General features: G+C 68.2%; 23 protein-coding genes. 12 read left to right on the forward strand and 11 right to left on the reverse strand.

Features of this window, described 5'->3' with window-relative positions; genetic code table 11:
* Positions 1-3 precede the first annotated feature (3 nt).
* Positions 4-570: a GNAT family N-acetyltransferase gene (locus IEY21_RS01080; RefSeq protein WP_188900424.1), complete on the forward strand. Its 567-nt coding sequence runs from the start codon at positions 4-6 to the stop codon at positions 568-570.
* On the opposite strand, the gene IEY21_RS01085 is transcribed toward IEY21_RS01080, so the two are convergent.
* The gene (locus IEY21_RS01085) at positions 527-1,054 is read right to left on the reverse strand and encodes a M23 family metallopeptidase (protein ID WP_188900426.1); all 528 of its coding nucleotides are present in this window, start codon (positions 1,052-1,054) and stop codon (positions 527-529) included. The two genes, IEY21_RS01080 and IEY21_RS01085, sit on opposite strands and share 44 nt — an antisense overlap.
* 130 nt (positions 1,055-1,184) lie before the next feature.
* Between IEY21_RS01085 and IEY21_RS01090 the strand changes: the two genes are divergently transcribed.
* From IEY21_RS01090 to IEY21_RS01110, 5 genes are all read left to right on the forward strand, one after another.
* The gene (locus IEY21_RS01090; protein WP_268237761.1) at positions 1,185-1,700 is read left to right on the forward strand and encodes an arsenate reductase ArsC; all 516 of its coding nucleotides are present in this window, start codon (positions 1,185-1,187) and stop codon (positions 1,698-1,700) included.
* Complete coding sequence (locus IEY21_RS01095) at positions 1,697-2,407, forward strand: MIP/aquaporin family protein (RefSeq protein WP_188900430.1); 711 nt, start codon at positions 1,697-1,699, stop codon at positions 2,405-2,407. Before IEY21_RS01090 ends, IEY21_RS01095 begins: the two co-directional genes overlap by 4 nt.
* Positions 2,404-2,856 carry an ArsR/SmtB family transcription factor gene (locus IEY21_RS01100; protein ID WP_188900432.1) on the forward strand — a complete coding sequence of 151 codons (453 nt, stop codon included), beginning with the start codon at positions 2,404-2,406 and terminating at the stop codon, positions 2,854-2,856. Before IEY21_RS01095 ends, IEY21_RS01100 begins: the two co-directional genes overlap by 4 nt.
* An 82-nt stretch (positions 2,857-2,938) precedes the next feature.
* Positions 2,939-4,210, forward strand: a complete 1,272-nt coding sequence (locus IEY21_RS01105) for a M16 family metallopeptidase (RefSeq protein ID WP_188900434.1) — start codon at positions 2,939-2,941, stop codon at positions 4,208-4,210.
* Between the two features lies 1 nt (position 4,211).
* Positions 4,212-5,447: a M16 family metallopeptidase gene (locus IEY21_RS01110; protein ID WP_188900630.1), complete on the forward strand. Its 1,236-nt coding sequence runs from the start codon at positions 4,212-4,214 to the stop codon at positions 5,445-5,447.
* 61 nt (positions 5,448-5,508) lie between these two features.
* Here the strand turns inward: IEY21_RS01110 and IEY21_RS01115 are convergent, their stop codons facing one another.
* The 4 genes from IEY21_RS01115 to mqnE are packed head-to-tail and all read right to left on the reverse strand — an operon-like array spanning position 5,509 to position 8,083.
* Positions 5,509-6,348 carry a menaquinone biosynthetic enzyme MqnA/MqnD family protein gene (locus tag IEY21_RS01115; protein WP_188900436.1) on the reverse strand — a complete coding sequence of 280 codons (840 nt, stop codon included), beginning with the start codon at positions 6,346-6,348 and terminating at the stop codon, positions 5,509-5,511.
* Positions 6,349-6,400: 52 nt separating this feature from the next.
* Complete coding sequence (locus tag IEY21_RS01120; RefSeq protein WP_229752748.1) at positions 6,401-6,745, reverse strand: nuclear transport factor 2 family protein; 345 nt, start codon at positions 6,743-6,745, stop codon at positions 6,401-6,403.
* On the reverse strand, positions 6,729-6,941 hold the full coding sequence (locus IEY21_RS01125; protein ID WP_188900438.1) for a hypothetical protein: 213 nt from the start codon (positions 6,939-6,941) through the stop codon (positions 6,729-6,731). The genes IEY21_RS01120 and IEY21_RS01125 overlap by 17 nt, the downstream gene beginning before the upstream one ends.
* The gene (mqnE, locus tag IEY21_RS01130) at positions 6,938-8,083 is read right to left on the reverse strand and encodes an aminofutalosine synthase MqnE (protein WP_188900440.1); all 1,146 of its coding nucleotides are present in this window, start codon (positions 8,081-8,083) and stop codon (positions 6,938-6,940) included. Before mqnE ends, IEY21_RS01125 begins: the two co-directional genes overlap by 4 nt.
* A 117-nt stretch (positions 8,084-8,200) precedes the next feature.
* Here mqnE and IEY21_RS01135 point away from each other — a divergent pair, with 117 nt between their 5' ends.
* Both IEY21_RS01135 and IEY21_RS01140 read left to right on the forward strand, forming a co-directional pair.
* Positions 8,201-8,512: a DUF3006 domain-containing protein gene (locus IEY21_RS01135; protein ID WP_229752749.1), complete on the forward strand. Its 312-nt coding sequence runs from the start codon at positions 8,201-8,203 to the stop codon at positions 8,510-8,512.
* The gene (locus tag IEY21_RS01140; protein ID WP_188900442.1) at positions 8,509-9,579 is read left to right on the forward strand and encodes a ComEC/Rec2 family competence protein; all 1,071 of its coding nucleotides are present in this window, start codon (positions 8,509-8,511) and stop codon (positions 9,577-9,579) included. Before IEY21_RS01135 ends, IEY21_RS01140 begins: the two co-directional genes overlap by 4 nt.
* Before the next feature lie 22 nt (positions 9,580-9,601).
* Here the strand turns inward: IEY21_RS01140 and IEY21_RS01145 are convergent, their stop codons facing one another.
* The 4 genes from IEY21_RS01145 to IEY21_RS01160 form a co-directional block, all read right to left on the reverse strand.
* On the reverse strand, positions 9,602-10,519 hold the full coding sequence (locus IEY21_RS01145; protein WP_188900443.1) for an RluA family pseudouridine synthase: 918 nt from the start codon (positions 10,517-10,519) through the stop codon (positions 9,602-9,604).
* A gap of 7 nt (positions 10,520-10,526) precedes the next feature.
* Positions 10,527-12,338 (reverse strand): ABC transporter ATP-binding protein, encoded by a 1,812-nt coding sequence (locus tag IEY21_RS01150; RefSeq protein ID WP_188900445.1) that lies wholly within the window; start codon positions 12,336-12,338, stop codon positions 10,527-10,529.
* A 103-nt stretch (positions 12,339-12,441) separates the two neighbouring features.
* The gene (locus IEY21_RS01155; RefSeq protein ID WP_188900447.1) at positions 12,442-14,241 is read right to left on the reverse strand and encodes an ABC transporter ATP-binding protein; all 1,800 of its coding nucleotides are present in this window, start codon (positions 14,239-14,241) and stop codon (positions 12,442-12,444) included.
* A gap of 110 nt (positions 14,242-14,351) precedes the next feature.
* Complete coding sequence (locus IEY21_RS01160) at positions 14,352-15,110, reverse strand: peptidylprolyl isomerase (RefSeq protein ID WP_188900449.1); 759 nt, start codon at positions 15,108-15,110, stop codon at positions 14,352-14,354.
* 110 nt (positions 15,111-15,220) lie between these two features.
* Between IEY21_RS01160 and cmk the strand changes: the two genes are divergently transcribed.
* Both cmk and IEY21_RS01170 read left to right on the forward strand, forming a co-directional pair.
* A complete protein-coding gene (gene cmk / locus IEY21_RS01165; RefSeq protein ID WP_188900451.1) occupies positions 15,221-15,856 on the forward strand; it encodes a (d)CMP kinase in 636 nt (211 codons plus the stop codon).
* A gap of 3 nt (positions 15,857-15,859) precedes the next feature.
* Positions 15,860-16,441: a lysophospholipid acyltransferase family protein gene (locus IEY21_RS01170; RefSeq protein WP_229752751.1), complete on the forward strand. Its 582-nt coding sequence runs from the start codon at positions 15,860-15,862 to the stop codon at positions 16,439-16,441.
* A gap of 122 nt (positions 16,442-16,563) precedes the next feature.
* On the opposite strand, the gene IEY21_RS17080 is transcribed toward IEY21_RS01170, so the two are convergent.
* Entirely contained in the window at positions 16,564-19,227 is a 2,664-nt protein-coding gene (locus tag IEY21_RS17080) for a S8 family serine peptidase (RefSeq protein WP_308424806.1), read from the reverse strand.
* A gap of 29 nt (positions 19,228-19,256) precedes the next feature.
* Entirely contained in the window at positions 19,257-21,116 is a 1,860-nt protein-coding gene (locus IEY21_RS01180; protein ID WP_188900453.1) for an Ig-like domain-containing protein, read from the reverse strand.
* A gap of 638 nt (positions 21,117-21,754) precedes the next feature.
* Between IEY21_RS01180 and IEY21_RS01185 the strand changes: the two genes are divergently transcribed.
* Complete coding sequence (locus tag IEY21_RS01185) at positions 21,755-22,651, forward strand: hypothetical protein (RefSeq protein ID WP_188900455.1); 897 nt, start codon at positions 21,755-21,757, stop codon at positions 22,649-22,651.
* Positions 22,652-22,706: 55 nt separating this feature from the next.
* Complete coding sequence (locus IEY21_RS01190) at positions 22,707-23,033, forward strand: non-heme iron oxygenase ferredoxin subunit (protein WP_188900457.1); 327 nt, start codon at positions 22,707-22,709, stop codon at positions 23,031-23,033.
* Positions 23,034-23,082 lie beyond the last annotated feature (49 nt).

Here is a 23,082-nt window from a genome sequence, read left to right on the forward strand (position 1 = left end):
CGCATGTTGCACGCCCTGATCCTCTCGGACGGCCCATACACGCTGCGCCCCATGACGGAGGCCGACGTGGCGCCGCTGCGGGCACTGGCCGCCGCGCACGCGGGCGAGTATGCCCACATGGGCAGCTTTCCCACCGCCGGGCCGTACTACACCGGGGCGCTCACAGCCCCGGACCAGATGCCCTTCGTGACGCTGGTGGGCGGCGAGCACGCCGGAGCGACCCGCTACATGGACATGAGGCCCGAGCACCGCCGCCTGGAAATCGGAAGCACCTGGCTGGCCCCCGCCCACATGCGCACGCCTGCCAACCGGACCTTCAAGCGGCTGCTGCTGGAACACGCCTTCGAGCAGATGGGAATCCTGCGCGTGGAACTCAAGACCGACATTCTGAACATCCGTTCGCAGCGCGCCATCGAGGGCCTCGGCGCGGTGAGAGAGGGCGTGCTGCGCCGGCACATGCTTCGTCCGGACGGCACGCAGCGCGACACGGTGATGTATTCCATCACGGCGGAGGAATGGCCGGAGGTCAGGGCGCGGCTTCCGGCTTCTTCAGCAGCGGATACGGATTGATCGCCCCGCCGCCCGTATAGATGCCGTAGTGCAGGTGCGGGGGGGTGCCCTTTGCGTTGCCGCTGTCTCCCACGTAGCCCACCACGGTGCCCGCCTCGATCCATTCACCGCGCCGGAGGTCCGGATACCGTTCCAGGTGCGCGTAGTAGTGGCGCTGCCCGCCGGGGCCGAGCAGCATCACCGTGCGCCCGCCCAGCCCGTTGGGGCCGACATTCAGGACCATGCCGCGCGTGGTGGCACGGATGGGGGTGTGGCGCGCAGCGAAAATGTCAATGCCCTCGTGCCGGCGTCCCTGGCTGCGGGCCGCCCCCCAGGTGTCGGTAAGGCCCTGGCCCGGCAACGGATTGGGCAGACTGCCCTCCGCCGGAGCGGGGGCCGAGAGCAGCGCCGCGTAGCGCCGGGCATTCTCGATCTGCGGCCACAGCAGGTACAGCGCCCCGCCCAGCAGCGCCACAAAGATCAGCAGACCCAGCAGGCGCCTCATGGGGTTCAGCATGCCGTCTCAGGGCACGCAAGACCGGGGCGAAAGTTGCAGAGGCGCGGGCGCCCGGGCAGGGCCGGCGGCGGACCCTGAGCGTCCGAAACATTGATGATCTTCAATGTATGCTGGTCCCGTGTCCTCTGTACTCCCCACTCCAGACCCCGCCCAGCCGGCCCGCGTCCGGCGCGTCCTGATCCTGTGTACCCACAACTCGGCACGCAGCCAGATGGCCGAGGCGTGGACGCGGCATCTGGCGCAGCAGGCGGGGGTGGCGCTGGAGGTCCACAGCGCGGGCAGCGAGGCCACGCTGGTCAAGCCCGGCGCACTCACCGTGATGGCCGAGGTGGGCCTGAGTCTGGAGGCGCACCGCAGCAAGACCCTGGAGGATCTGCCGGACCCCTGGAACTTCGACCACGTGATCACGGTGTGTGACAGCGCCGACGCCCGCTGTCCGGTGTATCCGGCCCGGACGGTGCGGCGCCACTACCCCTTCCGTGATCCCAGCGGCGGCCCGCTGGAGGACTGGCGGGCCGTGCGCGACGCGATGCAGCCGCAGTTTGCGGCCTTTGTGCAGGCGGTGGCAGGCGGGCAAGAGGCGCCGCCCAGCTTTACCGAATCCCGGCCCGCCCCTGCGGCCACGCCAGCATGACCGAGGACGGCCCCGCCCTGCCGACCCTGTCCCGTGCGCTGGGAGCCGAGGCCCTGGGCACCTTCGCGCTGGTGTTCTTCGGGCCGGGGGCGGCGGTAGTGCAGGCCCAGACCGGGGCGCTGGGGCAACTCGGGGTGGCGCTGGTCTTCGGGCTGGTGGTCACGGTGGTGATCGCCGCCTTCGCGCCCATCAGCGGAGCGCACATCAATCCGGCGGCCACGCTGGCCTTGTGGCTGGCCGGGCGCTTTCCGGCGGCGCGGGCGCTGCCCTACCTGGGCGCGCAGCTGCTGGGAGCCGCGCTGGCGGGGGGACTGCTGCTGGTCCTGTTCGGCATCCGGGGAAACCTGGGCGTGACGGTGCCGTCGGGCAGCGTGGCGCAGGCGTTCGTGCTGGAAACAGTGATGACCTTTTTTCTGCTGCTCGTCGCGCTGCGCTCCGGGCTGCCGTGGGTGGTGGGCGGCGTGGTCGCGCTGGAGGCCGCCATGGGAGGGCCGATCACCGGAGCGAGCATGAATCCCGCCCGCAGTTTTGGCCCCGCCCTGGCGAGCGGCATCTGGACCGCCCACTGGCTGTACTGGCTGGCTCCGCTGCTGGGCGCGGCGCTCGCGGCGGCGGCCAACCGCTGGTTGTCCCCGGCAGAGCCGCTGGCCACCCATCCCACGGCGGCCCAGCGCTTCCGGCCTGACTCCGGCCCGGAAGCGCCATGACCGCGGCCCCTAAGGCGGGGGGCCGCGCGGAGGTACACGGGTCTGGGGTGCACGGGGTTGGAGTTCGGGGGTCTGGGCTCCACGGACTGCAGGCCGCCGTATTCCGTGCGCTGGGGGACCCCCACCGCCTGCGGGCGCTGCACTTTCTGGCGACCGCCGAACCGTCGCGCTGTGCGAGTGGGGAGGGCGTGTGCGCCTGTGATCTGGTGGCGCACCTGGGCCTCTCGCAGCCCACCGTCAGCCACCACATGCGCGTGCTGGTGACGTGCGGACTGGTAGACGCCCGGAAGCGGGGCCGCTGGACCCATTACACCGTGTGTCCGGCGGGCCTGGAGGCGGGGCGGGCGGCGCTGAACGGGCTGCTGGGGGCGTCTGATTCTTCCGGTCCACCGGCCGCCGGGAGGATGGGCCGGGCCGGGCCGGACACCGACCGGTCCAGGTCCTGCTGAGGTCGGGGAGGCGCGGCTCAACTCGCGGCTCAACTGAAATTTGCCGCAGTGTCCCTTGCGGCCTGGGCAGTACAATCCCCGGATGCCGGTTGGCCTTCCTCCTTCCCAAGTCTCCTCTTCCTGCTTCCTGTGGACCCTGCCCGGGGGGCTGCGGGTGGCCTTTGAACGCCGGGCGGGGCCGGGCTTCGCCTTCGACCTGCGCCTGCCCCACGGCAGCGCCCACGATCCCCGCGGGCAGGAGGGCGCGGCGGGCATGCTGGAGGAATGGCTGTTCAAGGGTGCGGCCGGACGGAGTGCCCGGGCGTTGCAGGACGCCTTTGATGACCTGGGGGTGCGCCGGAGCGGCGGTGTAGGCCCCGAGGCGACCCGGCTGGGAGCCAGCGGCCTGAAGGATGACCTGGGCGCGGCGCTGGCCCTGGTGGCGGACGTGCTGCTGCGGCCTACCCTGCCCGAGGCCGAACTGCCGGTGCTGAAGGACCTGGCCCGCCAGGACCTGGAAGCGCTGGAAGACAGCCCCGCCGACCGGCTGGCGCTGGGAGCCCGCGAGGCGGCCTTTGCGCGTCCCGCCGGGTCGGTTCTCGCCGGATTCGCTCACCCGGCGAGCGGCACGCTGCAGGGGCTCGCGGCCCTGACGGCGGCGGGCCTGCGCGCCCATCTGGAGGGCTACGGCCAGGCCGGCAGCGTGCTGGGGCTGGTGGCCGATCTGGAACCGGAGGCGGCGCTGGACCTCGCCGTGGGCGCTCTGGGTGGGCTGCGCTCCGGGAGTTGTCCCCAGGTAGAGGCGGTGTTCCAGCCCCGCGTGCGGGTCCACCTGGCCGATGCGGACGCCGAACAGACGCACCTGAGCCTGACCGCTCCGGGCGTTGCGCCCACCGACCCGCGCTGGCTGCCGTGGCAGGTGGCCCTGAGCGCCCTCTCGGGCGGCAGCGCCAGCCGGCTGTTTCACGCCGTGCGCGAGGAGCGTGGACTGGCCTACGCGGTCAGCGCCTCGCCGGTGATGCTGGGTGGGCGCGGCTTTCTGACGGCCTATGCCGGCAGCACGCCCGCCCGCGCCCCCGAGACGCTGCAGGTCATGCTCGCCGAACTGGCCCGCCTGCCGCGTGGCCTGAGCGCCGAGGAGTTCCGGCGTGCCCGCGCGGGCCTGAGTGCGAGCGTGGTCTTCGGGGCCGAGTCGGCCCGCGCCCGCGCCCACGCCCTGACCCGCGACGTGGCCGTGTTCGGGCATGTGCGTCCGCTCACCGAGTTGAGGTGCCGTCTGGCGGCCTTAACGCTGGAGGGCATCAACGGATTTCTGGAAGACTACGATCCGGCGTCGGCCCTCACCACCGTGACCCTGGGGCCTGAGGATGTCTGAGATGGTGTCCGGGCCGCTGCGCCACCACCTTGTCAACGGCCTCACGCTGCTGCTGGCCCCCGATCCACACGCGCAGACCGTGGCCGCCGGGTACTTCGTGAACACCGGGGCGCGCGACGAGCGGGCACACGAGATGGGCGTCAGTCATTTTCTCGAACACCTGATGTTCAAGGGGTCCGAGCGGCTGCCGGCCGGAGTGCTGAACGGGCGCCTGGACGATCTGGGCGGGCAGTCCAACGCCTTTACCGGCGAGGAGGCCACCGTTTACCACGCCGCGTGCCTGCCCGAGCAGACGGCCGAACTGCTCGACACCCTGACCGAGCTGATGCGCCCGGCGCTGCGCCCCGAGGACCTGGAAGCCGAGCGCGGCGTGATTCTGGAAGAGATTGCCATGTATGCCGACCAGCCCGGTGTGCGCGTCATCGACGAGGTGCGGGCAGATTACTGGGGAGGCCACCCGCTGGGACACCTGATTCTGGGGACGGTCCAGACAGTGGGGGCCCTGACCCGCGACGCCCTGGTCCGCAACCACCGCGAACGCTACGGTGCCGACCGCGTCACGCTGGCATTGACCGGGGCCTTTGACGCACAGGCGGTGCTGGACTGGGCGCAGCTTCACCTGACAGGGTGGCCGGCTGCGGCTTCGCCCGCTCTGGAAGCCCCACCCGTTCCCGTGCATCCGGGGCACACGCGCGTCGTCCATGATCCCGAGCTGGCACGCGTGCAGGTGGCGGCGGCGGCTCCCGGCCTGCCGGTGACCCATCCGCTGCGCGAGGCGGCGGGCGTGCTGGCCGACCTGATCGGCGGCGAGAACGGCGCGCTGTACTGGGCGTTGCTGGATACCGGGCTGGCCGACAGCGCCGATCTGGCGCACCTGGAATACCGCGACGCCGGAAGCTTCGAGGGAGGATTCTCGTGCGATCCGGCCCGGACCCAGGACGTGCTGAACACGTTCCGGACGGTCCTGCGAAACGCCGAAAGCCTGATCACGGACGTGGCCGTGCGCCGCGCCGCCCGCAAGCTCGCTGTCTCCACGCTGCTGCGGGCCGAGACCCCGGAGGGTCAGCTGTTTGCGCTGGGGATGGAACATCTGGCGACCGGGCGGGCCGTGACCACCGAGGAACTGGTGGACCGCTGTGCCCGGGTCAGTGCCGAGGACGTGCGCGAGGTGCTGCGTCTGTGTCCGCTGGACCGCCTGACCGTGGTGGCCCTGGGACCGCTGGAGAAGCTGGTTTAGGAAGCGGGGCGCGGTGACGGCCCGCCTGTGGGCGGCGTCAGAGCAGACCGCCGAACTGGTCCTAGCGGGCGGGCCGCTCTCCAAAACGCAGCGGGGCGTGGCCGGGCACTGCCTTGGCGGCAAATTCTTCGAGGCCCAGGCGGTCGGGAGCTTCTAAGTGATAGCGGAAGTTCCACAGATAGTGCTGCACCACCCGTTCGGGCAGGCCCAGGCGGGCGGCGTGCCGCTGTGCCACTTCTGCCAGGTGGCCGATTCCGTCGCGGCGGGCAACCCGCATGGCCTGGATCAGGGCGGCGGGCGGGGGCCGGTCCTTGCGGTAGGCCCACACGGCGAAGGTAAAGGGATGGCCGGTCAGCCGAAACCACTCCTCGGCCAGGTCGGTCACGGTGATGCCGCGCCCGCTGTCCGGCAGCATGGTCATGGTGCGCTCGGGGGTCAGCGGCCCCACCACCCGGTACCACTCGCGCAGGGCGCTGTCCCCGATTCTCAGGACCCCGTCGTATCCGCTGTTCAGCAGGTCCTCGGCCTCGCCCTCGGCGCGTTCCAGGGCGGGAGACAGGCCGCGCCCGCGCAGCAGCACCTCCAGCAGGGCCACGCTCATGGCCGACTGCGCGGTCAGGGCAATGCGGCGCAGTTCCTGCAGGGGGCGCGTATGAAACAGATTGACCGAGTACACCGGCCCCAGCACGGCCACGCTGAAATCCGGCAGGGCCTCCAGCGTATCGGCGTTGCGGATAAATTCCACCGCGCTGATGTTGGCGATGTCCACCTGCCCCGACAGCAGCGCGGCGTTCATCTGGGTCGGCACTCCCGTGATGGCGCTGACTTGCGGGGGCAACACCAGCGAATCGAGAATCGGCGCAACATTGGTGAAATGAATCCAGCCGGCGCGGTAGGTCATTCACGCCCCGGATGGAGGGCGGGGGAAGCGGTGCCCCACCCGGCCGGCCGCCTCACGGCACCACCTGCACGCTGACCGCTGCCCAGACATCGCTGCGCCGCGCATAGACCCGCAGAAAGCTCTGCACCCGTTCGCCGTCGGCATACAGCGTGCCGCGCGTCACCGCCGTGTCTCCGAACACGCGTGAGGCGTGGCGTTCGAACACCAGGGTGGCGGGAGGATTGTGGGCCATGCCCTCCAGCAGGTCGCGCTTGAACACCACCTGTCCGTCCGGGAAAAAGGCCATCCAGTCGTCCGCGAGCACCTCCGCCATTCTGGCAGGGTCGCGCCAGTGGTACGCGGCGTTCCAGCGGTCGTCAAGCAGCAGCACGGCATTCAGGTCACTCGGCGACGTCACGGCCTCGCCTCCAGGATGCCAGGAGCACGATCAGACCCGCCAGCAGCCAGCCCCCGGCAACGATCCACAGCGCGGAGTGCCAGGCGGCAGGCACCCCCACGAAGAATGTGCGGCCCACCACCCACAGCAGCGCGGGTGCGAGCAGCATGATTCCTCCCACGTAGGCCAGCGCCCGTCGCCGTGCTCCTGGCGTCAATCGGCGGCCTCCGTCTCGCGGGGGGCGAAGGTCTGCAGCTCGTTGTAGTACGCATCACGCAGGACCGGGGTGCGGCCCGCGTGCTGGATCATGCGGATCATGCCCGCCTCGGACAGCGCCATGGGGCTGGTCGCGCCCGCCGCGTGGGCAATGTGCTCCTCCTGAATGGTGCCGTCGATGTCGGACACGCCCCAGTCCAGGCTGACCTGCGTGAGTTCCGAGCCGATCATTACCCAGTAGCCCTTGATATGAGGAAAATTGTCCAGGTAGATGCGCGCCACCGCGAGGTTGCGCAGGTCGTCCAGGCCGGTGGTGAAGTCGGTCTTGCCCAGGTTCTGGGCGAGGGTGTTGCCCAGCGGCTGAAAGGCCAGCGGAATGAAGGCGTGGAAGCCGCCCCCAAAGCGGGCCACACTGTCGTCCTGAAGCTGTCTCAGGCGGTCCATGTGGTCCAGCCGCTCCTCCAGCGTCTCGATGTGGCCGTAGAGCATGGTCGCGTTGGTCCGCATGCCCAGGCTGTGGGCCTCGTGGTGAATCTGCAGCCACTTGTCGGCCCTGACCTTGTTCTTCGCCACCTGCCGGCGCACGCGGTCGGCAAAGATCTCCGCGCCGCCGCCGGGCATGGCGCTCAGGCCCGCGTCCTGCAGCTCGCGCAGAACCTCCAGGGTGGGTTTCTTGCTGATCTTGCTGAGATGCTCGATCTCGGCGGCGGTAAAGGCCTTGACCTGAAGGTCCGGGAACGCCTCTCGCAGCTTCCGGACCATGGCGGGGTAGTACTCCCACCGGTGGTTGGGGTGGTGGCCGCTGCTCATGTGCAGCTCGGTGATGCCGGGCAGGTAGCGGCGGTGAACCTGCTCCACCACCTCCTCGGGGCTGTAGTCCCAGGCGCGGTCCTCGTTCTTGTGGGCCGCGAAGGCGCAGAAGGTGCAGCCCACGTAACAGATGTTGGTAAATTCCAGCCGCATCGAGTGAACGAAATAGACCTTGTCGCCGTGCAGCCGCTCCTTGCGCAGATTTGCCAGCCGCATCAGCGCATTCAGGTCACGGGTGTGGAACAGGCGCAGGCCGTCTTCAAAGGTCAGCCGCTCGCCCGCCTCCACCTTCTCCACAATGGGAGCGAGGGTCTGGTCACGGAGCCATTTCATGTTCTGGAGGATACGCCCGCCGCAGGGGGCGAAGTGTCTGCGGTGCGGCAGATGGGCGGTGCGGCCCGACCGGCAGTGTCTGGAACACCCCGGGCCCCGTGGGGGTACGCTGTGGGAGTGAAGAACGCGTCACATCAGCACGACCCGCCCGCCGAGCGCTGGACGGTGGACGGCATTGAGGACAGTCCGGACGGCCCGCTGGCCCGTCTGGAACGTGAGGACGGCACCACCTTCGATCTGCCGCTGCGGAACTTGCCCGCAGGGGTGCGGGAGGGCGACCTGCTGGACCTTCAGGACGGCCCGGACGGCGTGAGCGCCCGCATTCTGGACCGGGAAACCCGGGAGCGCCGGGCAGCCATGCAGGCCCGCCTGGACGCCCTGAACAGCGCCGATGACGGTGCGGCGGACGATGGGGAGATCACGGTATGAGCTCCCAGCCTCCCGGCAAGCGGCCCCCCCGCAAGACACCGGCCTCCGGCAAAAAGGCGGCCCCCAGCAAGAAGGCCGGGTCCAGCAAGAAGGCGAACGCGGCGGCTCCAGGCCCGAAGGCCGCCCGGAAAACGGCGTCGGCCAGGGCGGGGACGGCCCGCCGAAAGACGCCCCGCCCGGGCAAGAAGCGTGGCCCGAGCAGTGCGGACCTCGCGGCCCTGGTCGTGCTGGGCCTGACCGCCGCGCTCGCGGCCTGCAACGGCATGACCGGCAAGGGTCAAGACAGGGAGCAGGCGAGCACGCTGCCCGAGGGTCAGGTCACGGTGCGCTTTCTGGACGTGGGCCAGGGTGACGCCGTGCTGGTGCGCAGCCCCGAGGGCAAGACCCTGCTCATTGACGGCGGACGCAGCACGGTGCGTATGGAAGAACACATGAAGACCTATGGCATCGACAAGATCGACGTGATGGTCGCCACCCACGCAGATGCCGACCACATCGCGGGTCTGGTGAGCGCCGCCGACGCGAAGCCCACGCTGTTCATCAACAACGGGCTGGCCGGCACCACTAAGACCTGGGAACGGCTGGTTGCGGCCCTGCAGGACCAGAAGACCACCTTCAGGAAGGCGAGCAATCAGGTCATCAACCTGGGCAGCGTCAAGGTCCGGGTGCTCGCGCCGCCGACAGGCATGGGCAAGGACCAGAACGACAACAGCGTCGGCATCGCCCTGCAGTTCGGGGACTTCCGCGCCCTGATGACCGGCGACAGCGAGCTCAAGGAGACGGCGGCGTGGCTGGAACAGGACCGCGACGAGTTGCAGGGACCGTTCCAGGTTTCCAAAAGCATCCACCACGGAGCGGCCAATGGCGACACCCCGGCGTGGCTGGCCGTCGTGAGGCCGGAAAACATGGTGATCAGTGTGGGGGACAACAACTACGGCCATCCCACCAGGACGGCGCTGGACCTGTACAAGCAAAATGGCATTCGCGTCTACCGTACCGACGAGAACGGCACGGTGACCTTTACGGGCAATGCGGACGGCACATACACCGTGAACACCCAGCGGTAGGACAGCGCATTGCCCGCTGGACTCACCGTTCTGGAGGGCCGCGCTCTGTCCGGCGCAGTTCTCCGGGGGGCGTTGCTTCCACGAGCATCTCCCGCTGGGTGCCCGGATGAACGAAGGTCAGCCGGTGCGCGTGCAGCAGATACCCGCCGTCTCCCGGCAGGCCCGGCAGATCGGTCAGGGGCAGGCCGCCCACGCCGTACAGCGGATCGCCCACCAGGGGATGCCCAATGGACGCGAGGTGAATGCGGATCTGGTGGGGACGGCCCGTCTCGATCTCGACCTCGAACAGGGTGCGGTCTTCCCGGCGCTCCAGCACCCGGGCGTGCGAGCGCGAGGGCTTGCCCTGGGGACTGGCAGCATGCACGGTGCCCAGCCGGGGATGGGCCACGGGGCCAATGGGTGTGGTGATGTCGTGGGTATCGGGATCGGCCACGCCGCAGGCCAGCGCGCGGTAGACCTTGTGCACGCGGCCCCCGCGCCAGTCGCGCGCAAGGGCCGCTCCAGCCCCCGCCGTGAGCGAGAACAGCACCACCCCTGAGGTGGCGCGGCCCAGCCGGTGCAGCGGCGAGGCGCCGGACCAGCGCCGGCGCACCACGGTCAGCAGGGTGTGGTTCAGAAAACCGCCCGCGGGCACAGTGGGCAGGCCCGAGGGTTTGGCAACGGCGAGCAGGTGGGGGTCCTCGTACAGCACCGTGAACTCCAGCGGCACGGCCTCCTCGGGCCACGGCGGGCGGTGCCAGATCAGGCGTTGTCCGGCACGCAGCCGCTCCGTGCCGGTGGCGGTCTGGCCGTCCAGGGTAACCTCGCCCGCGACCAGCCGCTGTGCCCACTGGTCGGGCGTGGAATGTGCATAGCGCTGAGTCAGATAGGTCAGGAGGCGCTGGCCTGCACCGCCCGCGCCGATCTGCTCCTGGTAGGCGTAGCCGTCGTTGAGGGTCATGAAAAGCTTAAGCGACCGTCTGCTCGGCCCACAGCGCGCGCATCTCCTCGCTGCGGCCCAGCAGTTCTTCCAGGGTGCCCTCATCCACGATCTGGCCGCCCTGCATCAGCAGGATGCGGTCGGCGCGGGTCAGGGCGGCGCGGCGGTGGCTCACGACCAGACAGGTGGCGTCGGTCTCGGTGAACAGGCCGTCCCACAGCTGGGCCTCGGTGCGGGCGTCCAGGGCGCTGGATACGTCGTCGAAGACCAGCAGGTCAGCGTCGCGCGCGAGCATGCGGGCCACCGCCGTGCGCTGCATCTGCCCGCCCGAGAGCTTGACGCCGCGCGCCCCGACCGGCGTGTCCAGACCCTGCGGCAGCTGCGCGAGGTCCGGCTCCAGCACCGCCAGCCGCACCGCGCGGCCCAGGCGGTGTTCATCGCTGCCGCTGAGGACGTTCTCGCGCAGAGGGTCGCTGAACAGACTGGGAATCTGCGCGGTGTAGGCGCTGCGCGGCGGCACCAGGAAGGTGGCCCGGTCCTCGACCGGCTCGCCGTTCCACTCCACCGTTCCCGACTGCGCCGGAATCAGGCCCAGCAGCGCCCGCAGCAGCGTGCTCTTGCCGCTGCCGATGCGGCCCGTGACCACCACGAACTCGCCCCGGCGCACCGTGAAGGAGGCGTCGCGCACGCCCAGGCCACTGTCATGGATGGCGCTCAGGCCCGACACGCGCAGCTCCTCTAAGGGGCATGCGGGCGGAGCGGGCGGGGGAGGGGACGGCTCGGCGTGCAGGTAGGCGGGGTGGTGTTCCACGATGGTAGCGTCCGGGGCGTCCTGCAGCAGCCGGGTCATGCGGTCGTAGCTGACCCCAGTGCGGCGGTGGCGTGCGATCGCGTCGCCAAAAAAGCCCATGCTGCCGGTCAGGCGCGGCAGCAGCCCGATGAACAGCACAAAGTCGGCCACGTTCAGGGTGCCCCCGCGCACCTTGTTGGCCCCGAGCAGCAGCACCAGCCCCACGGCGATGTTCACCATGTTGGTGTTCACGCCCCGGATCAGCTCGGTGAGCAGCACGTCGCGCAGGGCGGCGTGGCGGCGGGTCTCGCCCAGCTTCTTCAGGTGGGCGACCATGCCGTCCTCGCGGGCGGCCAGCTTCACGGCGCTCACGGCCCCGAAGGTCTCGCCCACAAAATCGGTCACGCGGGCGGTGGCCTCGCGCATGCGGCGGCGGTACGAGCGGATGGTGGGCGACAGTTTCTGGACAAACGCCACCATCAGCAGCAGCGGGGCACACACCAGCACGGTGATCAGGGGGTCCACGCGGGCCATCAGCGCGATGGCGACCACCGAGTACACCACGAAGCCCGCGCCGTCCACCCAGACCTCGGTGTAGCCGGCCACGTCCTCCACGTCATCCCGGAAGCGGCTGACTGCCTCGGCGGGCGTGTCGGGCAGGCGGCGGGAGCGGCGTGCGGTGAGCAGATACGCGAGCAGGTTGCGCCGCACCAGCGCGTCGAGGGTGTACCACAGCTCGATCCAGGCCCGGAAGGCCCCGTAGAAGATCCCAAACCGGCTTGCCCGCACAAACGCAAACCACGCCACCGACACCCACGCGGCGGCGATCGCGGGGGTCACGGTCTGCCCGCCCGTGCGCAGGTTCTCGGCCTCGTCCAGCCGCGCAAACACGCCGCTGACCGCCAGCACCAGCAGCGCGGGGGAGGCGTGAACCATTCCCCACATCAGCAGGTTAAACGCGAACAGACCGGGGTTGTAGGCAAACAGCCGTTTGGACAGGGCGAAGGTGCGTTCCGTGGGGGCAGCGGATTTGGGTGGGGCTGTGGTCATGGGCAACTCCGGAGGAAGGTAAAGGGTGGACTGTGGCGTCGGAGGCCGCTACAGGAAGGAACGCTGGACCAACGGTGGACCGGTCCTGCAGCGCATGTGGGCCTCATGCCAGCACCCCCTGGCCTTCTTCCAGCTGTTCCAGAGCGCCGGCCCGCAGCAGGCCCGCATAGTGGCTGCGCGGGTCGCGGGCCAGCGCGGCGCGCGTTCCATCTTCCAGCACCTCGCCGCCGCCCAGCACCAGAATCCGGTCGGCGCGGGCCACGGTGTCCAGGCGGTGGGCGATGATGATGGCGGTGCGCCCCGCGAGCAGCCGGGTCATGGCGGCGGTGAGCAGGGCCTCGGTGGCGGGGTCCAGGCGGCTGCTCGGCTCGTCCAGAATGATCACGGCGGGGTCCCGCAGCATCACGCGGGCGAAGGCGAGCAGCTGCGCCTCGCCTGCCGACAGACTGCCGGTGGGCAGCGGCGTATGGACCCCCTGCGGCAGCCGCGCGAGCCAGGTGCCCAGGCCGACCTCGTGCAGCGCAGCCTCCACCTCTTCATCCAGAATCTGTGGATCAAAGAACGACAGGTTGTCGCGCACGCTGGCCTGGAACAGCTGCACGTCCTGCGTGACCACCGCGACCCGGCGCCGCAGACCCTGCAGATCCACGTCCTGCACGTTGACACCGCCCAGACGGACCTGTCCGCTGGTGGCGTCGTACAGCCGCGATACCAGCCGGGTGAGGGTGGTCTTGCCGCTGCCGGTGCGTCCGAGCAGACCCAGGGTCTGTCCGGCGGGCAGGTGAAACGAGACGCCGCGCAACACGCCGCGCACCTCGGAGTCCTCGGGAGCGTAGCTGAAGGACACGTCGTCAAAGTCCAGCGCCAGGGTGCCCTCGGGCAGCTCACCCTGACCGCCGTGGATGGCGCTGCGCAGCGCGAGCATCTCGCTGATGCGGCCCAGACTCGCTCCGGCCTTCTGCAACTCCTGCAACTGCTGGGTCAGCTGGTCAATCGGCTCTTCCACCAAGCTCATGTACTGGTAGAGCAAGAAGGCGGTGCCCAGCGTGATGGCGCCCGCGGCGTACAGTCCGACGGCCACCGACAGCACCCCCACGTAACCGAGGGCAAACAGCGCCATGCTGAGCTGCCACACCACGCTGCGCCGCCGCCAGGAGGTGATGCTGCGCGTGAAGAACTCGCGCTGGGTACGCAGAAAACTGTTGAGGTGGTGGCCGCCCGCGCCCAGGCTGCGGATGTCCTCTAGGCCCGAGAGCCGTTCCTCGACAAAGCCGAACAGCCGGGCGCTGGATTCACGCTCCAGTCGGGTCGGTTCGATGCCCAGCTTGCGCACGCGGTTCATGGCCACCAGGGTGACCAACGTGAAGGCCGTGACGCCTGCGCCCACCCGCCAGTCCTCGCGGAAGAACATGAACAGTGCCCCCAGCAGCAGCAGGGCGGCTCCGAACACCCGCACCGCAAACTGCGAGAAGAAATTGCTCAGGGCCGTCACGTCGCCGTCCACCCGCTCGATCATCTCGCCGGGCGTGCGCTCCTTGTGTTCGCGCATGTCCAGCGACAGCAGGTGTGCCATCAGATCGGCGCGCAGGCGGTTGGTGGCGGTCCAGCCCACCCGCGCCCCCACGTAGGTGGCCCCCGCCGTCATCAGCTGCACCCCGATGGCGAGCGCGATGTAAAAGACCGCCAGCCGGGCGAGCAGGCCCACATCGGCCCCCGCGCCCAGCTTGGCATTGTCCACAAAGCGCCGCAGCAGTTGCGGCAGCAGCAGGTTGAGCCCGGTGCCGCTTAGCAGCAGCGCCGCGAGCCCCAGCACCTGCCACTTCAGCGGCCCCAGGTACTCGCGCAACACGCCCGCCGTGGAGGGAGGTGGAGCCGGATCAGAGGGCAGGGCGGGCGCAGTCATCCCTACAGGCTAGAGTGCTCCCGCACGGATTGCATACGCCGTGTGGCGCATTTGCCGGTCGGCGCGGAACCGGGCGAGCAGGCCTGAAGGCCGCCTAACTGATCGGAAGCTCAGTTCTTGTTCTTGGTCACGATCCGGACCGAGAGGATCTCGTCGGCCTTGGCGTCAGGGATGTCGGTGTTGTTCTGGTCCATGGTGCGCGTCAGCTTGGGCAGCACGTCCTCGCCCTGCACCACCTTGCCGAAGATGGTGTGCTTGCCGTTCAGGAAGTCGGTGGGCGCGAAGGTGATGAAAAATTGCGAGCCGTTGGTGGCCGGGCCGCTGTTTGCCATGGCCAGGATGCCCTCGCTGTTGAAGCTCAGCTTGGTGCGGAATTCGTCGGCAAAGCTGTAGCCGGGGCCACCGGTGCCCCACTGCGCTTTTTTGGCCTCGTCCACGCTGGTGGGATCGCCGGTCTGGGCCATGAAGCCGTCAATGACCCGGTGAAAGCGGATGCCGTCGAAGTAGTGGTTGCGGGCGAGCGTCACGAAGTTGTTTACCGTGACCGGCGTTTCCTGCTCGTACAGGTCGGCCAGAATCTGGCCGCGGTTGGTGTCGATCAGGGCGTAGTAGTCCTGGCCGTCTTGCAGCGCCATGGCGGGCTCGGCCTTGAACTCGCGCACCGGCTCCTTGCTCAGCGCGGGCACCAGGGTGTACCCGGTGGGAACCGCGCCCGGCTCGGTGACGGCGGGCGCCGGAGTCGCCGGTTCGGACGCGGGCGTTTCCGTGGTGGTGGCGGTGTCGGGCGTGGTCGCCGCCGTGTCGTCCACCTTTTTCTGGCAGGCGGACAGCACGAGCAGGGCGCTCAGGATCAGGGCGGCATTCTTCATCTCGGCCCAGTCTAGAGCAGCGGGAGTGGGCGGGCGTCCCACCTTTGGGGGAGGGCCGGTGTGCGCGGGGCCGCCGCTGTTTCCCTGGCCTCCTGTACACTGCCCAGTTGATGATTGTGACCATTGATGGCGTGGCGGCCAGCGGAAAATCCAGCGTGGCCAGCGGCGTGGCGCGGGCGTTGCAGGTGCCCTATATCAGCAGCGGTCTGCTGTACCGCGGCGCGACCCTGCTGGGACTGCAGGCCGGACTGGACCTGCACGACGCCCGTGCGCTGCTCGTTACCCTGCAGGCCCAGCCCCTGCGGCTGGAACCGCTGGCCGAGGGCAACCGGGTGTGGCACGCAGAGCAGGACGTGACCGAGCAACTGCACTCCACCCGTATGGACCGGGGCGTGAGCGTGGTGGCCGCGCTGCCCGAAGTGCGTGCGTGGGTTGATGCCCAGCTGCGTGCCCTGGAAGCCCCCTTCGTGGCCGAGGGCCGAGACATGGGAACCAACGTGTTTCCGCAGGCCCCGGCCAAGTTTTACCTGACCGCCAGCCCCCGCATCCGTGCCGAGCGCCGGGCCCGCGAGCGCCCCGAGGACGTGCCGGCCATCGAGGCGGCGCTGATTCTCCGCGATCAGCTGGACGCGGCCCAGAGTGCCCCGGCCACCGACGCCGTGGTGATTGATACCGGACCGTTGACCCTGGAGGGCGTGATCGAGGCCATCCTGGCGCACCTGCCCGCCCGGGTTCCCTCGGCCTGAGCCGTGCCGGGCCTGTCCGCAGCGTCGCCGGCCGCGGTCCCCACGCCCCATCCCCGGCTGTACCCGCTCATCCATGCCCTGGTGGGCCGGGTGGTGGCCTACGGCGGAGGGGTTCGGGTTGAGGGTCTGGAACACCTGCCGCGCGGCGCGGTGGTTGTCGCCGGCACCCATGCCCTGGCCCTGGATCCCTTCGTGATCGGATATGCCATTCCCCCCCGGCGGCACCGGCTGCAGTTCATGGCCAAGCGCGAGGCCTTCACGTGGCGCTGGGTCGGTCCATACTTGATTGGGCCGGTGCTGCGCGCCACCGGGGCCTTTCCGGTGGACCGCAGTGGCCGCGACCCCCGGGCGCTGCGCCAGGCCCTGCGGGTGTTGGAACGCGGCGGCATGATCGGCATCTTTCCGCAGGGCACGCGCCGCGGACCGGGGTTGCATGGCGGTGCGGCGCTGCTCGCTGTTAAATCCGGAGCGTCGCTGGTGCCGGTGCGGGTGTGGCACATGCGGCCGTCGTGGCTGCCGGGGGGGCGCTGGCATGTACGCTTTGGCCCCCCGCTGTTTCCCCAGGGGAAGGCGTGGGGGAGCTGACGGTGAAGTGGGAGGCGGCAGTGCGGGGGCTGTAAACGCAGACGGATCAGTACAGCAGAGAATCAATACAGCAGAAAGCGGAGGCCCCCATGGGGGCCTCCGCTGCTCGCCTGAACGCTGGATTAGCGCAGGACGGCGAATCTCTGGCTGGTGTAGACCTCGGTATGGGCGGGGTTGTTCAGCTCGCCCAGGGGCTTGAGGGCCTTGAGGCGCAGCTGGTACACCCCGGTCGGCGCGTCCTGACCGTTGCTGAATTTGCCGTCCCAGTCGAGGATGCTGTAGGCACGGCAGGTCGAGGAGGCCTTGCTGAGGTCGTTGGTGCAGTTGCGGCCCAGGTACTCATCCCTAAAGAGGGTCTCGATGACTGCGCCGTTGCCGTCCAGCAGCTCGAAGGTCAGCGTGCGGATCTGGTGAGCGAAGTTCACGACCAGGTAAGGAGCATCGCCGTTCTGGAAGGTGTAGTCGGGGAGGCTGTTGAGGACTTCGCCTTCCGGGTACAGCGCGTCGGCGGCGTCGTCGGCCAGCAGCGGCGCGTTGTATTTCGTGCCACTGATGATCAGGTCGCCGAGGGACTGCAGGCTCTGGTAGTCGCCCTTGAAGCCGGCGTAGGGCACCACGATGCTGGAGCTGGTGGTGCTCTTCAGCTGTACGTAGCCGCCGTACTGGGACTTGTCGGGGGCGCCGGCGGGTGGGGTAATCATCACGTTCAGCTCGACCTCGCTGAAGGGCGGAACCACAACCTGGACGCCGGTCTGGGTGTCGGCACTCTGACCATTGATGGTCATGGTGGCAAACTGCGTGTTGGGTGTGGGGACCAGGGTGGTGCCGCCCACGGTCAGGGCTGGGAAGTTGATGGCGGCATACACCTCGCGGCGTGCCCCGGAGTTCTTCAGCACGATGACCTTGCTGCGGGTGGCAAAGGTATCGCTCTCGCCCAGGCTGAGCTTGCTGGGAGTGGCATGTACCGTGTTGGTGTAGGCCGCCACAATGTCCACCATGCCGGCGCCCTGTCGCTGCACGTAGTCGGGCAGACCGGTCAGAAGCTTGCCCGCATTGAAGTACCAGCGCAGCGAAGCCGTATTCATGAGCATGCTGCGCATGTCCTTGGCCTGGGTGCTGGGGTAGGCCTGCAGCAGCAGAGCCACGGCCCCCGCCACGTGCGGCGAGGCCATGCTGGTGCCGCTCAGAACGGCGTACCCGCTGCCGTCTGCCTTCTCCAGCGGATAGGTGCTGTAGATGTTGCCACCGGGCGCGGCGATATCAGGCTTGAGTTCCAGTTCGGCCGACATGCCGAAGGAGCTGAAGCTGCTGCTGGCATTGGCGGTGGGGTTGGCAATCGAGACCTTGCCGCCGTCCACGGTCAGGCTGATGCCCCCGGCGATCAGGCCGTCAATTTTTGCGCCATCGGCGTCGCTGACCGAGAGCACCGGAATGGTGATGGGGGGACTGCCCGCCACGGTGGGGCTGATGTAGCCGGGGACGTTGTTGTACAGGATGACGGCGCTGGCACCGGCATTCTGAGCATTGGTGGCCTTGATGTAAAAGCTGCATGCCCCCCGGCGGATCAGCACGGCCTTACCCGTCAGGCTATTGGGCGCATAGGGAGAAGGATCGCAGCCGTCGTTCGCGATGGTGGTGGTGCTGTTCGGACCCTTGGTGATGGACAGATTCAGGTTCAGGTCAGGCAGCGGTGCGCCGGTGGCCGTGTAGTACCCGATCTTGGTACCGTTGGACAGGGTGAAGCTGTCCAGGTCGACCTTGACGTTGTCCACGGATGCCACCGAGATCACGTTGTCGCCCATGGTGGGGCCGCCCATGCTGTATGCACCGTTCGCGCCGCTGTTGCCAGCAGAAGCGACGAGCACCACGCCCCTCTTGACCATGCGGTTGCCCGCCTTGGCCAGCGGCGTCTCGGCCCAGTTGTCGAAGGCCGATCCCAGGCTCATGTTCACGACCTGCATGCCGTCCTGCACCGAGCGCTCCATGGCCGCCAGGATGACGTCATCATAGGAGCTGCCCCCGCACCCGAAGATGCGGTATGCGCCGAAGCTGACCTCGGGCGCCACACCCTTGAAGCTGTTGGCGGCGACGTTGCCCCCAATGATGCCGGCCACGTGCGTTCCGTGTCCGCCACAGTCGTCGGGGTTGTCATCGGGCACGGGCACGTACTTGCCGTCCTTGCCGTAATCGTCACCCACGAAGTCGTAGCCGGCGACGATGCGGCCCTGGAAGGCCGGGTGATCCACGTCAATCCCGGAGTCGATCACGCCTACCTTGATGCCCTTCCCGGACAGCCCCAGCTCGTTCTGGGCAATGTCTGCGCCGGTCATGCCCTTGGCGTAGTACATCTCGGGTTCCAGTAGGGTCTGCAGGTTGACCTCGGTCTTGGGCATGTCGACCTGACGTACCGGATACACGCCCAGCACTCCGGGCATCTGCGAGATACGGTTGATTTCTGCTCCAGTCGCCAGCACGCTGAAGCCGTTGAACAGCGTGCTGTAGCTCTGGAGTTCCTTGAAGCGGATGCCCAGGCCCTGGGCCTGGGCGCGGAAGCTGGCCTGCTGGCCGCCCACGCTCTGCGACGACAGGACCGTGGGGTCGCCCTTGAGTTCAACAAACCATTTGCCGGGAACGGTACTGACGCCGCGCAGGCTGTCCGGCATGCGGATGCCCTGGCTGGCGGTCCCTGCAGGCGCGGTGGCAGAGGGGGTGGCGGCATTCTGTCCACAGGCCCCGAGGACCAGAGACAGGCTGAGGAGAGCGAGGGTTTTGGCAGTGTTCTTCACAGGGAGTACTCCTTAACGTCCGCCCGCACTCAGCGGCGGGTCAGGGCGATCTGATAGGTGTTGGTGGCCTTGTCGTCCGTGGCCTGGGCATCGTCGTGGATGTTGAAGCTGGTCACGACCACGATGTAAGTGCCCGTCTGCGGCACGTTGAAGCGGATTTCCGATTCAAGTCCCGTGCCACTGTCGTCGTCTGCTTCCAGCACGGTCTTGCCGTCGGGCATCAGGATCTGCACATAGGGATCGAGCGTGCTTTTTGGATCAACGCTGACGCTCTTGACGGTCAGCTTGAGCATGTCGCCCGACACGGCCTCAAATTTAAAGTAATCGAAATCGCGTCCCTGCGCAGCGATCGCGCCGTTCAGCGGAGTGCCAATCAGCAGAGGAGTGGCGGCAGTCAGGCTGTCGTTCGGCTCATTCGCGTCGGCAATCGCCACGGTTACGGTCGTGCTGGTCTCGGCAACATTGCCCTGAGCATCGGACGCCACAGCCTTGATGGTGTGCGTGCCGTTGTCGGCATAGGTGTAGGTGCGGGACATACTGAAAGGTGCGTTCATGTCCGTTCCGATCAGGACATTGTTGTCGTAGAAGTCCACCTTGGTGACCCCCACATTGTCGCTGGCGTTCGCCGTCAGGGTGACGTTGCCAGCGGTCGTGACGGTGGTGGGGGCCGCCATCAGGCTGACGGTGGGCTTGATGACGTCGATGTCGACGATGACGCTGGCAGAGGACTCGGCACTGTTGCCGGCGGCGTCGGTGGCGACGGCGCGGTAGCCCACGGTGCCGTTGTCGGCGGCGGTCACGGCGGCGCTGAGGGTGTACGGCGCGGTGGTGTCGCTGCCGATCTCCGTATTGCCACGGTAGAAGGTCACTTTGGTAACTGCCACGTTGTCACTCGCAGCAGCAACGAGGGTGACGTTGCCAGCGGTCGTGACGGTGGTGGGAGTCGCCGTCAGGCTGACGGTGGGCTTGATGACGTCGATATTGACGATGACGCTGGCGGAGGACTCGGCGCTGTTGCCTGCCGTGTCGATGGCGACGGCGCGGTAGCCCACGGTGCCATTGTCGGCGGCGGTCACAGCGGCGCTGAGGGTGTACGGCGCGGTGGTGTCGCTGCCGATCTCCGTGTTGCCGCGGTAGAAAGTGACCTTCGTAATGCCCACGTCATCTTTGGCGTCTGCAGTTAGGGTGACACTGCCAGCAGCCGTGATGGTGGTGGGAGTCGCCGTCAGGCTGACGGTGGGCATGGTGGCGTCGATATTGACGGTAACGCTGGCGGAGGACTCGGCGCTGTTTCCAGCGGCGTCGGTGGCGACGGCGCGGTAGCCCACGGTGCCGTTGTCGGCGGCGGTCACGGCGGCGCTGAGGGTGTACGGCGCGGTGGTGTCGCTGCCGATCTCCGTATTGCCACGGTAGAAGGTCACTTTGGTAACTGCCACGTTGTCACTCGCAGCAGCAACGAGGGTGACGTTGCCAGCGGTCGTGACGGTGGTGGGAGCTGCTGCCAGGCTGATGGTGGGCTTGGTGACGTCGATGTCGACGATGACGCTGGCGGAGGACTCGGCGCTGTTTCCAGCGGCGTCGGTGGCGACGGCGCGGTAGCCCACGGTGCCATTGTCGGCGGCGGTCACGGCGGCGCTGAGGGTGTACGGCGCGGTGGTGTCGCTGCCGATCTCCGTGTTGCCGCGGTAAAAGGTCACTTTGGCAATGCCCACGTCATCTTTGGCGTCTGCAGTCAGGGTGACACTGCCAGCAGCCGTGATGGTGGTGGGGGCGGCTGTCAGGCTGACGGTAGGCTTGGTGGCGTCTGTAGGAGCAGGAGTAATGCCGGAGCAGGCGCTGAGCAGCAGCCCGGTGAGGGTCAGCAGAACGAGGGACGGGGATCGCTTCATGTGAACTCCTTTAATGTTCAGCTGCAGCTCCCACGACAGGTGCCGGATCGCTAAAATTGCGACCACAGAAAATGCCTTGGGTTCCGAACTGACCTACCTGACGAATCAGGCTGTTTGTGCGATGGCGGCAAGAATAGCGCGCCCTTTGCCAAGTCGCAAGTCAATCTTAGGCGGAGGTCATCTCAATCTCATGTTATCGCTTGACCCATAAACCGGCGGAAGTGCTTGTCGGGCTCCTGGGCGTCCGCCGTCTCTCAAGACAGAAGGCTGGAACTGTTGCTGGGCATAGGCTTTCAAAACCTCATTCCAGTGAAGGTGCAGGGTTGTGGAGGGGGAGCCCCCTGACCTGACGGTGTGTGTGCTGAGCCGCACAGCCCGACGTGGCCTGATCACCTCCCGGATCGTCGCCCCCTCGTCATAGAACAATCTCCCGCTCCTACTGCGGGCCGTTGGTTTTGGAGGTCCTGGCTGATCCGGACGGTGCCCTCCTCCTGTCTTGGAGAGTCACCACCTAGGCTGACCGGGAATCCCGGCGGTGACTGTGGAAGGCGGCAGCCCCTTGACCCTGCACGGTTCCTGGGGCAACCGGCAACCGCATCACTGTCCGGCAGATTGCCTGAACCCCATTAAGCTGGGGCATGCCACGTTCCTTCTGGCTGGTTCCGCTGCTGGGCAGCGTTCTGTGTGGTCTGGGCGGCGCCGTCGGCGGGAGTGCCGGCACCGCCGCTGCGCCCGCCGGATTGTTGCTGGTGCTCGTTCAGGCCCCGGGCAGTGATCTGGCGCAGGTGCTCGGAGGAGCGGAGCAGGGCCGCTGGCGGAACGTTGGGGACATCCTGCCTGCGCTGCAAGGACCGGGCCGCCCAGGCACCTATGTTCGCCGCGCACCGGGAGAGGGGCCCACGCCGGTACGCGCCGGCCTGCCTCAGTCTTTCGGCGTGCCGTGTGAGGACGCCTACCATCTGCCGGTGACTCCGGTAAATGTACCGGACCGCTTTCAGCTGTTCACGGCCAGCGACCTGAATGCCTGGCCCCGACCGGTCACTGCACTTCCCGCCTCCAGTCCGATTTACCGGGAAATTGTGCGCGCAGAACTCGTGCGGCGCGGCCTGCCGAATCCCACTGTGCGGCTCGTTGGCCTGACCCGCGCCGATCTGGATGGAAATGGCACCCAGGAAGTCATTATCGAGGCGACCCACCACGCCGGCCAGCCCGGAGACCTGTTTCCGCCGCGCTCCGGCCAGCCCGGCGACTACAGCATTGTGTTGCTGCGCCATGTGGTGGGTGAACAGGTACGGACGGTGACGTTGGCGGCCGACGTCGCCCCACGCACCCCCGCAACGGAGAACGGCGCTTCCGCGGTCCGGCCGCTGGCGGTCCTCTCCCGGCTGGCGGGTGTGGCCGACCTGAACGGCGACGGGCGCATGGAACTGCTGCTGTACGAGGCGTACTACGAGGGCAGTGCCTTCAGGGTCTGGGAATGGTCCCCCGCCCGGGGCCTGACCCCCACGCCGCTGCAGGCAGGCTGCGGCGTATAACCACGGCCCTCCGGAGGCCGCGCCCACGGGCACGGTGCACTACAATGCATCCCCGATGAGCCCTACGGAAAATCTTCAGCGTGTCCGGGTCGGTCCTGCGGCCGACTTTCCCGAGGGGCACCAGGCCGCAGTTGAGGTGGACGGCGTGGGCGTGCTCGTCGTGTGTTACGAGGGACAGTTCTATGCGCTGCGCAACAACTGCAGCCACCAGGACTATCCGCTGCTGGGCGGCGAGGTCAACATGGGCCGCATCACCTGCCAGAAACACGGCGCGAAGTTCGAGCTGGCGACCGGCAAGGCCAAGACATTGCCCGCCGTCAAACCGGTGAAGCTGTACCGCACCGAGGTGGAGGACGGCGTGGTGTACGTGGCACCGCTGTAATCCCTGGAAGACGGCAAGATGGCCCCTGGAAAACGGTTTCCAGGGGCCA

It is taken from the genome of Deinococcus aerophilus (assembly GCF_014647075.1).
Lineage (GTDB): Bacteria > Deinococcota > Deinococci > Deinococcales > Deinococcaceae > Deinococcus > Deinococcus aerophilus.